At 32.4% G+C, this 13847-nt stretch carries 12 protein-coding genes; all 12 read left to right on the top strand.

The features are described 5' to 3' along the window. The first annotated feature begins 16 nt into the window (after window positions 1-16). The 12 genes from C1S72_RS12755 to C1S72_RS12700 all read left to right on the top strand — a co-directional run bounded on the left by C1S72_RS12755 (window position 17) and on the right by C1S72_RS12700 (window position 13844). Window positions 17-829 carry an outer membrane protein assembly factor BamD gene (locus C1S72_RS12755; protein WP_104736108.1) on the top strand — a complete coding sequence of 271 codons (813 nt, stop codon included), beginning with the start codon at window positions 17-19 and terminating at the stop codon, window positions 827-829. 10 nt (window positions 830-839) lie between these two features. Further along, on the top strand, window positions 840-1169 hold the full coding sequence (locus C1S72_RS12750) for a DNA-directed RNA polymerase subunit omega (RefSeq protein ID WP_104736160.1): 330 nt from the start codon (window positions 840-842) through the stop codon (window positions 1167-1169). A gap of 6 nt (window positions 1170-1175) precedes the next feature. Further along, the gene (coaBC, locus tag C1S72_RS12745) at window positions 1176-2387 is read left to right on the top strand and encodes a bifunctional phosphopantothenoylcysteine decarboxylase/phosphopantothenate--cysteine ligase CoaBC (protein WP_104736107.1); all 1212 of its coding nucleotides are present in this window, start codon (window positions 1176-1178) and stop codon (window positions 2385-2387) included. Beyond that, on the top strand, window positions 2380-3267 hold the full coding sequence (gene porD, locus C1S72_RS12740; protein ID WP_104736106.1) for a type IX secretion system protein PorD: 888 nt from the start codon (window positions 2380-2382) through the stop codon (window positions 3265-3267). Before coaBC ends, porD begins: the two co-directional genes overlap by 8 nt. A 60-nt stretch (window positions 3268-3327) precedes the next feature. After that, entirely contained in the window at window positions 3328-4980 is a 1653-nt protein-coding gene (gene recN, locus C1S72_RS12735) for a DNA repair protein RecN (RefSeq protein ID WP_104736105.1), read from the top strand. Window positions 4981-5025: 45 nt separating this feature from the next. After that, the gene (locus tag C1S72_RS12730; RefSeq protein WP_104736104.1) at window positions 5026-5838 is read left to right on the top strand and encodes an enoyl-ACP reductase FabI; all 813 of its coding nucleotides are present in this window, start codon (window positions 5026-5028) and stop codon (window positions 5836-5838) included. Window positions 5839-5951: 113 nt separating this feature from the next. After that, entirely contained in the window at window positions 5952-7664 is a 1713-nt protein-coding gene (locus C1S72_RS12725) for an FG-GAP-like repeat-containing protein (RefSeq protein WP_162919985.1), read from the top strand. A gap of 133 nt (window positions 7665-7797) precedes the next feature. Continuing rightward, entirely contained in the window at window positions 7798-9564 is a 1767-nt protein-coding gene (locus C1S72_RS12720; RefSeq protein WP_104736102.1) for a T9SS type A sorting domain-containing protein, read from the top strand. 73 nt (window positions 9565-9637) lie between these two features. Beyond that, complete coding sequence (locus C1S72_RS12715; RefSeq protein ID WP_104736101.1) at window positions 9638-10651, top strand: glycosyltransferase; 1014 nt, start codon at window positions 9638-9640, stop codon at window positions 10649-10651. An 85-nt stretch (window positions 10652-10736) separates the two neighbouring features. Beyond that, window positions 10737-11609, top strand: coding sequence for a YbbR-like domain-containing protein (locus C1S72_RS12710; RefSeq protein ID WP_230401653.1), 873 nt, complete (start codon window positions 10737-10739; stop codon window positions 11607-11609). Further along, window positions 11606-12199 carry a dephospho-CoA kinase gene (coaE, locus tag C1S72_RS12705; protein WP_104736100.1) on the top strand — a complete coding sequence of 198 codons (594 nt, stop codon included), beginning with the start codon at window positions 11606-11608 and terminating at the stop codon, window positions 12197-12199. The genes C1S72_RS12710 and coaE overlap by 4 nt, the downstream gene beginning before the upstream one ends. A 70-nt stretch (window positions 12200-12269) precedes the next feature. Then, a complete protein-coding gene (locus C1S72_RS12700) occupies window positions 12270-13844 on the top strand; it encodes a sensor histidine kinase (protein ID WP_104736099.1) in 1575 nt (524 codons plus the stop codon). Window positions 13845-13847: the final 3 nt, after the last annotated feature.

Raw genomic sequence — 13847 nt, 5'->3', positions numbered from 1 at the left:
ATCCTGTTTAAAAACTATGAAGAAATTCTTTTACATTATCTTAACCTGCACGCTTTTAGGTTCTTGCAGTCCATATCAAAAAGCCTTGAAAGGTACTGATATTGGCGTGAAGTATAAAGAAGGTGAAAAACAGTTTGAAGCTGGTAAATATGCAAAAGCAAATAAATTGTTTGAGCAAATTATACCAAGTTATAGAGGTAAACCGCAAGCTGAAAAGTTAACTTATTTACACGCTATGGCTTCCTATAATCTTGAGGATTGGTATTTGGCTAGTTATCAGTTTGAACGTTTTGTGTCATCCTATCCTAATAGTGAAAAAGTTGAAGAAGCCTCTTTTTTAGGTGCTAAAAGCGCTTATATGTTGTCTCCTGTCTATTCAAAAGAACAGTTAGAAACAAAAGAAGCCATTGAAAAGTTGCAATCATTCATTAACCTTTATCCTGATTCAGAATATTTAGCTGAAGCTAATAAGTTGGTTAAAGAATTGGATTTTAAATTAGAAAAGAAAGCATTTGACATTGCCAAACAGTATAACACCATAGCTGGATATACTGCTGATTACAATGCGCCTATAGAAGCTATTGATCAGTTTATTTTTAATTTCCCTGGGTCAGTTTTTAGGGAAGAGGCTTTGTTTATAAAATTTGACTCGGCTTATAAGCTAGCTATTAATAGCGTTTCCTATAAAAAACAACAGCGTTTAGAGGATGCTAAAACATATTTTAACTCTTTCAAATCAGCCTATGCAAATTCAGAATTTATGGTTGAAGCCGAAAAAATGAATGAAGAGATTGAAAGAGAATTAGAAAACTACAGTACTAAAAGTTAATATCATGAAAATGGATTTGAAAAAAATTAATGCTCCAGTAAATACTACAACTTACAACAGAAACAAAGTTGATGAGCCAACAGAGAACATTTATGAGGCTATTTCAATTATTTCTAGAAGAGCAGAACAAATAAATTCAGAGATAAAAAAAGAGTTGATTGAGAAGCTTGAAGAGTTTGCTACTTACAACGATAGTCTTGAGGAAATTTTTGAAAACAAGGAGCAAATTGAAGTTTCAAAGTTTTACGAAAAATTACCTAAACCACATGCATTAGCAGTACAAGAGTGGTTAGATGGTAAAATTTACCACAGAAATACTGAAGAAGATACTCAGGAATAAAAACGTATGTCAATATTAAGCGGCAAAAATATACTTCTAGGCATTAGTGCTGGTATTGCTGCTTACAAAACGGCAAGTTTAGTTCGGCTATTAATAAGAGCGGGTGCTCAAGTCCAAGTAGTCATGACGCCTGCTTCTAAAGATTTTATTACACCTTTAACCTTATCTACACTTTCTAGAAACCCTGTCTATTCAACTTTTGTTGATGAAGAAGATGAAAACGCTACATGGAACAATCATGTGGAGTTGGGTATTTGGGCAGATTTAATGCTGATAGCACCAGCCACCGCCAATACTATGTCTAAAATGGCCAATGGTGTCTGCGATAATTTGTTGTTAGCTACTTATTTATCTGCTAAATGTCCTGTTTACTTTGCGCCAGCTATGGATTTGGATATGTACAAGCATCCATCTACATTACGCTCATTAGATATTTTAAAACGATACGGAAACATTGTAATTCCTGCTACGAGTGGTGAATTAGCAAGTGGTTTGGTTGGCAAAGGTCGTATGGCTGAACCAGAAGATATGGTGCTTTTTATAGAAAAAGATATTATAAATAATTTGCCTCTAAAAGGAAAGAAGGTGTTAATTACTGCAGGACCAACTTATGAGGCTATTGATCCTGTAAGGTTTATAGGTAACCATTCTAGTGGTAAAATGGGGTTTGAAATAGCGAAGGCAGCAGCGAATCTTGGCGCAGACGTTTGCCTTATTAGTGGCCCAACCTCACAAAGCATAAATCACAGTTTGGTTAGCGTTGTAAATGTTACTTCAGCTGAAGACATGTATATTGCGGTTCATGACAATTTTAAAAACGTTGACATTGCAATTCTTGCAGCCGCAGTTGCAGATTATAAACCAATTGTAGTTGCCAAGGATAAAATAAAAAAGAAAGATTCAACGTTATCTCTAGAGTTAGAAAAAACAAAGGACATACTAGCGTCTTTAGGAGAAATTAAAACCAATCAGTTTTTAGTAGGTTTTGCACTTGAGACTAATAATGAGCTTGAGAATGCAAAAGCCAAGCTGAAAAATAAGAATTTAGACTTAATTGTCTTAAATTCGTTGAATGATAAAGGAGCAGGATTTAAGTCAGATACCAATAAAGTAACTTTAATCAACAAAAATGATGAGGTTAAAACTTATGATTTAAAATCGAAAGAGCAAGTGGCTCAAGACCTATTAAATGAAATTATAAAACAACTTGATGAATAGAATTTTATTTGTTCTTACACTATTTATAGGATTCGCAGTTCAAAGCCAAGAATTGAATTGTAACGTTATTGTTAATGCACAATTTACAGGAAACGAAAATTTACAAATTTTTAAAACACTTCAAACCCAATTAAGGGAGTTTGTAAATACCACTAAATGGACAGATAAGGAGTATGCAGCACAAGAACGTATTGAATGTGGTATTTTTATAAACATAACAGAATACAATAGTGATATTTTTAAAGCTACCATTCAAGTTCAGTCATCAAGACCAGTTTATGGTTCTACCTATTCTTCGCCAGTTTATAATGTAAATGACAAAGACTTTACTTTCAGGTATTTAGAATTTCAAAATTTATTGTTCAATAAGAATCAGTTTGAATCCAATTTAGTTTCTGTTCTCGCTTTTCATGTTTACATGGTTTTGGGTTTAGATGCTGATACTTTTGCACCTAATGGTGGTGATGAATATTTAAAACAAGCACAAACCATAGTCAATTACTCACAACAGGAAAATGCTAAAGGCTGGAAATTGGAAGATGGTTTACAGACACGTTTTGCTTTAATTGACAACCTATTATCACCTACTTTCAAAGAATATAGGTCTGTTATGTATGATTACCATCGTAAAGGATTGGATATTATGAATGAAGATCCTAAAAAAGGTAAAACAGCTATAGCTGAAGCCATTGGTGAATTTGAGTCTATGAATAGAAGAAGACCTAATTCCTTTTTATTGAGAACATTTTTTGATGCTAAAGGTGATGAAATTGAACAGATATTTTCTGATGGACCTAGTGTTGAAATAACAGAGCTTATAGCTACCTTAAATCGTGTTGCGCCAATGTATTCAAGTAAATGGCGTAGTATTAAATTTTAATTGTATTTCTTTTTTTATTTGGTAAAAAACCATAGCTTTTAAGTTTAATTTAATTTTCGCTTGTTAACATCTCTTTCTATAAAAAATTACGCGCTAATTGATGATCTACATGTAGATTTTAATCAAGGTCTGACCATTATTACTGGAGAAACAGGAGCAGGAAAATCTATCTTATTAGGTGGCTTGTCTTTAATCCTTGGTAAGCGAGCTGATTTAAGTGCTTTAAAGAATGATGATGATAAATGTATTATCGAGGCTGTTTTCAATGTTTCTAATTATGATTTAAAACAGTTGTTTAATCAATTAGATTTTGATTTTGAAGACCAAACCATTATACGTCGTGAAATATTACCTTCGGGAAAATCGCGTGCTTTTGTCAATGATTCTCCAGTAAATTTAAGCAGTTTACAAATTTTAGGTAATCAATTGATTGATATTCATTCACAACATGAAACCTTACAATTGGTTGATAATGATTTTCAATTCCGAGTTATTGATGCTTTGGGTGACAATAAAGAAAGGTTAAGATTATATAAAGAAGCTTTAAAGCAGTATAAAATAGCCTCAAAGCAATATGATGAATTATTAAAATTTCAAGCCGAAGCAATAAAAGAGCACGACTATAATACGTTTTTATTGAATGAATTGATTGAAGCAAATTTAGTTGATGGAGAATTGGAAGTGCTTGAAGAAACCTACGAAACGCTTAATAATGTTGAAGAAATCAAAGAAACACTAGAAAGTACATACCATTTATTGGATGATGAACAAGTAGGTGTTTTAAGCAACTTGGCTACCATAAAAAACAGCTTGCAAAGGTTAATCAAATATGCTTCAAAATACGATGATATTTATAACCGAATAAATAGTTCTGTTATTGAACTTAATGATTTGTTTGATGAAGTTGGTGTTTTGAAAGATGATTTAGATTTAGACCCTGAAAGATTAGAACAAACTTCAAGTAAAATCGAGTTAATCACTTCCTTGCTAAAAAAACATTTTGTAAATGACGTTTCAGAATTAATTGAAATAAGAGATAACCTTTCCCAAAAGGTAAAGGAAACTGAAAATCTTGATGAGGAGATATTAAAAAAAGAGAACCAGGTTAAGGAAATCTTACAAGTTGTAAATAGTATTTCAAAAGAAATCCATGATAATAGAGAAAAAGCCATTCCAAAACTAAAAAAAGAGTTAGAGGATATTTTACAACAATTAGGCATGCCCAATTCCGAATTTAACTTTGAGGTAGATTTAGTTGATGACTTTTTTAATAATGGAAAGGATATATTGAAATTTCAGTTTAAGGCAAATAAAGGAGGTCAGTTTCATGACCTAAAAAAGGCTGCTTCTGGAGGTGAATTATCTCGAATAATGCTTTCTATAAAACTGATATTGTCTAAATATGTACAATTGCCATCTATTGTGTTTGATGAAATTGATTCTGGAGTTTCAGGAGAAATATCTAATAAAATGGGTGATATGATGCTTGAAATGAGTAATACTATGCAAGTATTAACTATAACACATTTACCACAAATTGCGGCAAAAGGTCATACGCACTTCAAGGTTTATAAGGAAGATGTTAACCAAATAACACAAACAAATTTGATGGAATTAAATCACGATGAGCGCATTGTTGAGATTGCGCAAATGTTGGGAGGTGAGAAAATTTCAAATTCAGCAATAGCCCATGCCAAACAATTATTGAATTAATACTATCTTTGGTAAACTAAAAACAACGAATCAACTTATATAAATATGTCTAATAATTTATTAAAAGGAAAAAAGGGAATCATATTTGGAGCGTTAGATGAAAATTCAATCGCTTGGAAAACAGCAGAACGTGTTCATGAGGAAGGTGGTACGTTTGTACTTACAAATGCACCAGTGGCCATGAGAATGGGACAAATAAATGCTTTGGCTGAAAAAACAGGAAGTCAAGTAATACCTGCTGATGCCACTTCTGTAGAAGATTTAGAGAACTTGGTTGAAAAATCCATGGAAATACTAGGAGGTAAGATTGACTTTGTACTTCACTCTATTGGTATGTCAATTAACGTGAGAAAAGGAAACCATTACACGGATCAAAATTACGATTGGACACAAAAAGGAACTGATGTTTCTGCAACTTCTTTCCATAAGGTAATGCAGACACTTTATAAAAAAGATGCTATGAACGAATGGGGAAGTATAGTTGCGTTGACTTATATGGCAGCACAGCGCGTATTCCCAGATTATAATGATATGGCAGATAACAAAGCACTTTTAGAAAGTATAGCGCGTAGTTTTGGTTATTTCTTTGGTAGAGACAAGAAGGTACGTGTAAATACTATTTCTCAATCTCCAACGCCAACAACTGCAGGTAGTGGTGTAAAAGGTTTTGATGGCTTTATATCATATGCAGAAAAAATGTCTCCTCTCGGTAATGCCACAGCTTTAGACTGTGCAAACTATACTGTAACACTCTTTAGTGATTTGACACGGAAAGTGACACTTCAAAATTTATTCCATGATGGTGGGTTCAGTAACATGGGTGTAAGTGATGCTGTGATGGACACTTTTACAAAATAGAAACAGAAATAGACTTATATACTAGAGAGGCTTAATCAAGCCTCTCTTTTTTTTTTACGAAATGTTAAATTTAAATAGTAAATTTAAACGTTTAATAGGTTAATACTTTAAGTGTGAAAAAATTATATTTCGTTTTTATCCTTTTAGTTTTCACGGCTTCAGCCCAAGTGAGTTTTGTTAATCAAGCTTCTGCACTAGGAGTTAATATGTCAGCAGGTGACCTTGAATATGGAAGTGGCATTTCTTTTTGCGATTATAATAATGACGGTTGGGATGATATAACTATAGCTACTCAAGGAGGTAGCCAAACAGAATTCTATTTAAACGATCAAGATGGTACTTTTACTAGACAAAATATCACATTAGTGAATAACAATGTACAAGGAAGACAATTAGTTTGGGTTGATTATGATAATGATGGTGACAAAGATTTATTCATTGTAAGTAATACAGATGGAAACCATTTATACAATAACAACGGCTCACTTATTTTTACAGATGTAACAGCAGCTGCAGGTTTGCCTACAAATAATATTGAAAGTTGGGGAGCGTCATTTGGAGATGTTAATAACGATGGTTATTTGGATTTGTTTATCAGTAATAGAGATGATAATTTGGTGCAACCTAATTTGTTGTTTTTAAATAATCAAGACGGTACATTTACTGATATCAGTCTATCTTCAGGAATACACACCACAAGTCATCTTTCATTCTGTTCAGCTTTTTTTGATTATAATAATGATGGTTGGCAGGATATTTACATTGCTAACGATAAGATTTTTAATGAAAACTTTTTATATCACAATAATGGTGATAACACATTTACAAATGTAGCTCCAAGTGCTGGTGTCAATATTGCTATTGATGCCATGACCACAACGGTTGGAGATTATAATAATGATGGTTGGTTTGATATTTATGTAACAAACACTCCTACTCAAGGTAATGCCTTATTTAGAAATAATGGCGATAATACTTTTACCAATGTAACGGTTAGTTCAGGTACAGCCTTCAATAGTTTTGCTTGGGGAGCAGTTTTCTTGGATGCGGATAATGATATGGATTTAGATATGTACGTGAGTAGTTCCATGGATGGCTCTGTTCCTCAATTAGCATCAGCTGTGTTTTACACCAATAACAATGACGGAACTTTTAGTACACCTAATGCAGGGTTTGTAGGCGATAATGGTATCAGTCATGCAAACGCTGTTGGCGATGTTGACAATGATGGCTATCCGGAAATCATAGTGAGCAATGCAAATAATGAAAATGTGTTTTTATGGAAAAACCAAACTATTCAAAATAATAATTGGTTAAAAGTCAAGTTAGAAGGCGTTATTAGTAATAAAGATGGTATTGGTTCTAAAATTGAAATATCTATAAATGGAGAAAAACAATACCGATATACATTATGCGGTGAAGGGTATATTTCTCAAAATTCTAATTCTGAATTTTTTGGATTAGGTACCAATACTATTGTTGATTATGTAAAAGTTACCTGGTTAAGCGGAGCAGTTGATTATTTTGAAAATGTCAATGCGAACCAGCAGTTAAATATTTTGGAAGGGTCAAACCCTTTGCATGTTGATGATTTTAATAATTTATCACTATTTGTAAAAAACCCAGTTGGTACTGAATTACATATTAGTTCATCAGAAACTATAACAGAAATTATGCTTTATGATATGTTGGGTAACAGAATTCTTCATGAGAAATTAAACACCCATTCTTACCAAAAAAATGTTTCTTCTTTAAGCCAGGGTATCTATCTATTAAAGATAAATAGTTTAAATACTCAGCATATTAAACGAATTTTTAAAAAATAAGCTTGTATTTCATCAAGTGAAAAACACTCTTTATCTAAAAAAAACGCATTTCGTCGATTAGAGACCACGTATGTTTTTAAGGTATAAATTATTCAATACTTTTAGTGATTATGTAAACTTAAACTAAATAAATATGAAAAAAATTACTTTATTATTAGCGTTAATCTCGTTTTCTTACGGATTTTCGCAAACCTTAAATCAAAATGCTAGTTGGCCTAATGCCAATTGGACTGTAACTGGATCATATAATGCCGATCCAACTGCATTTGAAGCAGACCCTACAACAACTTCAAATTTTGCTTTTGATGATGATGATGCAGGAGATCCTAGTGATGATGATATTGCTGCTGAATCTCCAGTTATTGACTTAACATCTGCATTTAATAATTCAGAAACTGCTATTAATGTAAATGTTGATTACACTTATAATGATTTGGATGATACCTTAACATTGGAATATTGGGATGCTACCAATAGTGTTTGGGTAGTTTGGGATATTTTTACAGGTACAACTGTTCAGCCAACAAATGATTTTTGTGCTGGTGCCAGAGATTCTTTTACTAGTAGTTCATTGCTTATTGGTGGATTTGATGCTACACAACTATCAGGGTTCAGATATAGGATATATTTTCAGGATGATGCTGGTGCTGGTGGTGGCGCTTGGGAATGGGGTTTCTGTTTTGATTCACCAACCATTGTGTCTTCAGGATGTTCAGCTGCAACTTTTACTTTAGCGCAAGGAACAAACAATTGTCCAGCGGATGAGTTTTTTATAAATGTAGATATTACAGATTTAGGAACAGCTACTACAGTAAATATTTTAAATGATGGAGGAGCAGCGGCTGTTAATGGCGTTGATCTTTCAGGTTCGCCTTATTCTGTAGGTCCTTTTCCAGCTGGTACTGATGTGACTATTACTGTTGAAGATGCTGCAAATTCAAGTTGTAATGCTACTGATAATTTAACAACATTGGCATCTTGTCCGCCAAATTGTGCTACTGCACCAATAACACCATTAGATGGTGCTACAGATGTAGATGCTTTTGCTAATATCACTTTATCATGGACTGCTCCTGCTTCAGGACCTGCACCTGACAATTATGATATTTATGTAGGAACTATGTCTGATGGTAGTGATCAAGCCTTTTTCAGTAGTACTACTGATACGTTTTTTGAAGCACCAATTGGAGCTTATGATACAACCATTTATTGGAGTATTATTCCAAGTACTTTAGGGGTTGAGGCAACAGGTTGCTCACTATGGTCTTTTACAAGTGCTAGTCCAGATGGAACATCTTGTTTAAATGCTCCTAATGGTCAGTGGCCAGGTGCAACATATGATATTGCTGCATCAGGTACATGTGATGGCACTACTTCAAATGAAGTTGTTGCTAATGGCTGGACTGGAGAGTATTCACTGGTAACTGTTGTAGATGGAGAGACTTATATTTTTGAAAGTTCTGTAGGAACAGATTTTGTAACTATCGGTAGTGAAGATGGAACAACGGCTTATGCTTCTGGTGAAGGGTCAGCAACATGGACCGCAGATTTATCTGGGAATGTAAGATTCTATTTACATAATGATACAGATTGTAATACAGAACAAGTTGATAGGATAAGATCTGTTATTTGTGGTGTTACCTTATCAACAGAAGATTTTCTGTTTAATGATAAGTTATTTACTTATTACCCAAACCCAGTTAGCAATAACTTGACAATTCAAGCACAAAAGAATATTCAGAACGTAACTGTTTATAATATGTTAGGTCAAGAAGTTTTAAACAACATACCAAACACTGTTGAAAGTACAGTTGATATGTCTAATCTTAAAACTGGAGCTTACTTTGTAAAAGTGACTATTGATAATAAAACTGAAACTATTCGCGTTATTAGAGACTAATATTTTTATAATAGTATTTAAAAAGCCACTCATTTGAGTGGCTTTTTTTATAGGTTTATCTACATTTGTCTATATGAAATTACAGTATTCATTCGTCATTCCCGTTTACAACCGTCCTGATGAGATTAAGGAGTTGTTGGAGAGTTTTGTGAATTTAGATTTTGATCAAACGTTTGAAATTGTGATCGTGGAGGATGGATCAAGTATAACTTCAGAAAAAGTAGTTGAGTCGTTCAGCGATAAATTAAATATCATTTATTATTACAAGTCAAATTCTGGTCCTGGTGACTCTCGAAATTTTGGGATGCGTAAGGCAACAGGAAACTATTATATCATATTAGATTCCGATTGTATCTTACCACCTAGCTACTTGAAGCGTGTTGATGAGAGCCTCCAAAAAGAGTATGTAGATTGTTATGGTGGTCCTGATAATGCCCATAGTTCATTTTCCTTAATACAGCAGGCCATAAACTTTTCAATGACATCTGTTTTGACAACTGGTGGAATAAGAGGTAATAAGCATAGTGTTGATAAATTTCAGCCACGAAGTTTTAATATGGGGCTTTCTAAAAAAGCATTTCTGGCAACCAATGGATTTGGTAGAATTCATCCTGGTGAAGATCCAGATTTATCCATTAGATTATGGAAAACAGGATTTAAAACTAAACTAATCTCAAATGCTTTTGTATATCATAAAAGACGAATCTCTTGGTCCAAATTTTTTAATCAAGTTTATAAATTTGGTAAAGTAAGACCAATTTTAAATCTCTGGCATCCAGAAACCAAAAAGATCACGTATTGGTTCCCTTTTTTATTTGTTTCAGGATTTTTAGTGGCTACACTGTCGTTCATATTCTTGAATTGGTTATTACCTTTGTTTTTCTACGGTATTTATTTTACCTTAATCTTTATATCAGCTTTAATAAAAAGTAAAAATTTAAGTCTAGCAGGTTATTCAATTATAGCAACTTCTATTCAATTTTATGGCTATGGTTTAGGTTTTATTAAATCAATCTATGCCATTCGTGTTTTAGGAAAAGCGCCAGAAGACTGTTTCCCAGAATTATTTTTTAATCAGCATGTTTAAAAAAATAAAATCCAAAATACTGAAATCAATAAGGAATAAAAGAGTTAATATTTTTCTTTTGTTCCTATTAATCTCATTCATTATTTTGATACTAACCAAATTATCAAAACCCTATATAAGCACTGTTAAATTTGGAATTAATAAGGTAAACATTCCTGAAGAACATGTGGTTTTTAATGCAAAAAACAATCAGCTAAAAGTTAGTGTAAAGGGGCAAGGTTTTAGTTTATTACAGTATTACTTAAAGAAGCCTTTAATTAATATTGATTTTACCAAAAACATTACAAAAATGGATAGTTTTTATGTTTGGAATAGTTCACTGGGTTATTCTGATATAATCTCACAATTTGATAAAGACATAGAGGTCCTTAATATCAATCCAGATACACTGAAGTTTAGGTACGATGTAAATGTCATAAAAAAAATACCAGTAGTGTTAAATGAGCAAGTTAAATTTAGTCAAGGATATGACTTGATTGAACACTATCAGCTAATGCCTGACTCTATTAAAATCATCGGTCCAGAAAGTCTTATAGAAGAAATAGCAAGTATTGAAACCGATACACTATTTTTAAAAGATATTAAGAACAACATAGCGATTAATCTACCATTGAGAATGCCCGAAGTGGCTGACGAAATTAAATTTTCAAGCAACAGTATTTTGGTTTCAGCAGAAGTTGGAAAATTTACTGAAGGCAGTTTAAAAGTTCCTATTCAAATTAAAAATGTTCCAGCAAATATTAAAATCAAATACTTTCCTAAAAAGGTAAACGTTTCTTTTTATACAAGTCTTCAAAATTTCAATACAGTGAAGATTGAAGATTTTATGGTTGAGTGTGATTTTTCTGAAGTTTCTGAAAAGCAACATTATCTCATTCCAAAGATTGTAAAAAAACCAGAAAATGTAAGAAATGTAAAAATGGGTCAAGAATTAATCGAGTATATCATCACCGAATGAAAATTGTAGGACTTACAGGAGGTATAGGAAGCGGCAAAACTACTGTTGCTAAAGTTTTTAATGACCTTGGTATAGCTGTTTATATTTCAGATATTGAAGCTAAAGCACTTATGAATCGATCAAAGGTTATAAAGCGAAAGCTCATTGCGTTATTCGGTGAAGAAGCTTATTTAAATAATACCTTAAACAGACCCTTTATTGCTAACAAAATTTTTAATAACAAATCACTTCTTGATAAAATGAATGCCATTGTGCACCCAAAAGTGGGTCAGCATTTTAATAAATGGGTAAAAAAACAATCAGGTTCTTATGTTTTAAAAGAATCAGCTATTTTATTTGAAAGTGGTGGTGATGCCTATTGTGATTTTACAATTTTAGTTACTGCCCCAGAGGATATTCGCATTCAGCGTATTATTAAAAGAGACGATACTTCCAAAGAAAAAGTTAAGACTATTATAGAAAATCAATTATCAGATGCTGCAAAACGTGATAAAGTTGATTTTATTATCGAAAACACCTCCTTAAATAAAATGAAGAAACAGGTGCATCAGGTTCATCGGGAACTACTTAAAAACATAGAGCAAACCTGAATTTTAACATTTTTGTTAATGTAAGGTTAAATGCTAAGTTCCCTAAATGTTAAAATCTTAATTTTGAATGATGAGCAAAAGGTTATTCATCATATTGGTGTTATTAATGAGTTTGTCGCTTGTCGGAATAATTTTTGTTCAAGCTTATTACATTAATAACTCCATTGAAAATGAGGACGAGCAATTTAACTTCAATGTAAAAAAGGCATTAAGTTACACTGTTCGACAAATTGAGGAAAATGAATTAGATGGTTACTATAAGAAGTACCAAAGTCTAGTTGATCAAAAAAAACAGGCAGATACGGTTGCCATTTCGCAGCTTTTTATTTTCCAACAAAACAATGACACTAATGAGACGCTCATAACTCGTAGTGGTATATTGGAAGAGAACTTTAAGTTGTCTTCATCGCTCTTTGACATAGGTTTAGATAGTTTGAACATCAAACGTATTCTTAATAGTACTGAAACTAAAATTTACAGTAATCAACCGACAATTGATAATGAGATTAATGTAAATCCTATTTCAAGTATTATTAAAACAGGACGTTTAACAGATGCTGAAAGAAATGTTTTTGATGAGTCATTCAAAACATTTGCAAGTAGAATTCCAATTCATAAGCGTGTTAATGAAGAAGAAATTTCAGAATTGTTAACCAGAAAGTTGCAAGAGGACAATATTGATCTGGATTATGAATTTGCTATTTATAGTAATGATTTAGCTACTAAAGTTCAAAGTGAAAATTTTGAACTTCAAAAAGCTTCCACTTTCAGTATTAGAATTTTTACAAATGAGGTTGATAAAAATAATTATAGCTTACTTGTAAACTTTCCAAAAAGAAATAAGTTTGTTCAATCATCAATAATACGAATGACGTTATTGTCAATCATATTTACCTCCATTATTATTATTGCTTATTCAAGTGCCTTGTTACAGTTGTTTAGACAACGTAAAATTTCTGAAATCAAAACGGATTTTATTAATAACATGACACATGAGTTCAAAACTCCAATAGCAACAATCAATTTAGCTTTAGATGCCATTAAAAATCCTAAAGTGATTGAAGATAAAGAGCGTGTGATGCGATATTTACAGATGATAAAAGATGAGAACAAGCGTATGCATGCGCAGGTAGAAAATGTATTGCGTATATCTAAACTTGAGAAAAACGAACTAAACATTAGTAAAGATCGTGTTAAACTTCATGATTTGATTGAAGATGCCATTACACATGTGGAGCTGATTGTTGAAGACAGAAAAGGATTTATCAAAACACATTTAGATGCTGATAAATCATCAGTTTTAGCAAATGAAACACACTTTACAAATGTAATTGTCAATATCCTGGATAATGCTATTAAGTATTCGCCAGATGCACCAAAAATAGATGTTTACACTGAAAATGTGGGAACAAACATTATTCTAAAAATAAAGGATAAGGGTAGCGGTATGAGCAAAGCAGCACAAAAACGTGTGTTTGAAAAATTTTATAGAGAACACACAGGAAATATACATAATGTAAAAGGACATGGACTTGGTCTAGCCTATGTAAAAAGAATTGTAGAGGATCACCAAGGACATATATCTGTAGAAAGTGAAAAAGAAAAAGGAAGCACATTTATTATTAAACTTCCATTAATATCATAAAAT

Origin of the sequence: Hanstruepera ponticola (assembly GCF_002940745.1) — a bacterium.
GTDB lineage: Bacteria > Bacteroidota > Bacteroidia > Flavobacteriales > Flavobacteriaceae > Hanstruepera > Hanstruepera ponticola.
Note: the sequence above shows the minus strand (reverse complement) of the source record. Positions and strands in the feature narration are given on the sequence as shown.

What these genes read in the sequence shown, in the direction of transcription:
- C1S72_RS12730 (WP_104736104.1), top strand. Translation starts at nt 5,026, where the DNA reads ATGTCTAATAATTTATTAAAAGGAAAAAAGGGAATCATATTTGGAGCG.
- coaE (WP_104736100.1), top strand. Translation starts at nt 11,606, where the DNA reads ATGAAAATTGTAGGACTTACAGGAGGTATAGGAAGCGGCAAAACTACT.
- C1S72_RS12715 (WP_104736101.1), top strand. Translation starts at nt 9,638, where the DNA reads ATGAAATTACAGTATTCATTCGTCATTCCCGTTTACAACCGTCCTGAT.
- C1S72_RS12720 (WP_104736102.1), top strand. Translation starts at nt 7,798, where the DNA reads ATGAAAAAAATTACTTTATTATTAGCGTTAATCTCGTTTTCTTACGGA.
- porD (WP_104736106.1), top strand. Translation starts at nt 2,380, where the DNA reads ATGAATAGAATTTTATTTGTTCTTACACTATTTATAGGATTCGCAGTT.
- coaBC (WP_104736107.1), top strand. Translation starts at nt 1,176, where the DNA reads ATGTCAATATTAAGCGGCAAAAATATACTTCTAGGCATTAGTGCTGGT.
- C1S72_RS12700 (WP_104736099.1), top strand. Translation starts at nt 12,270, where the DNA reads ATGAGCAAAAGGTTATTCATCATATTGGTGTTATTAATGAGTTTGTCG.
- C1S72_RS12750 (WP_104736160.1), top strand. Translation starts at nt 840, where the DNA reads ATGGATTTGAAAAAAATTAATGCTCCAGTAAATACTACAACTTACAAC.
- C1S72_RS12755 (WP_104736108.1), top strand. Translation starts at nt 17, where the DNA reads ATGAAGAAATTCTTTTACATTATCTTAACCTGCACGCTTTTAGGTTCT.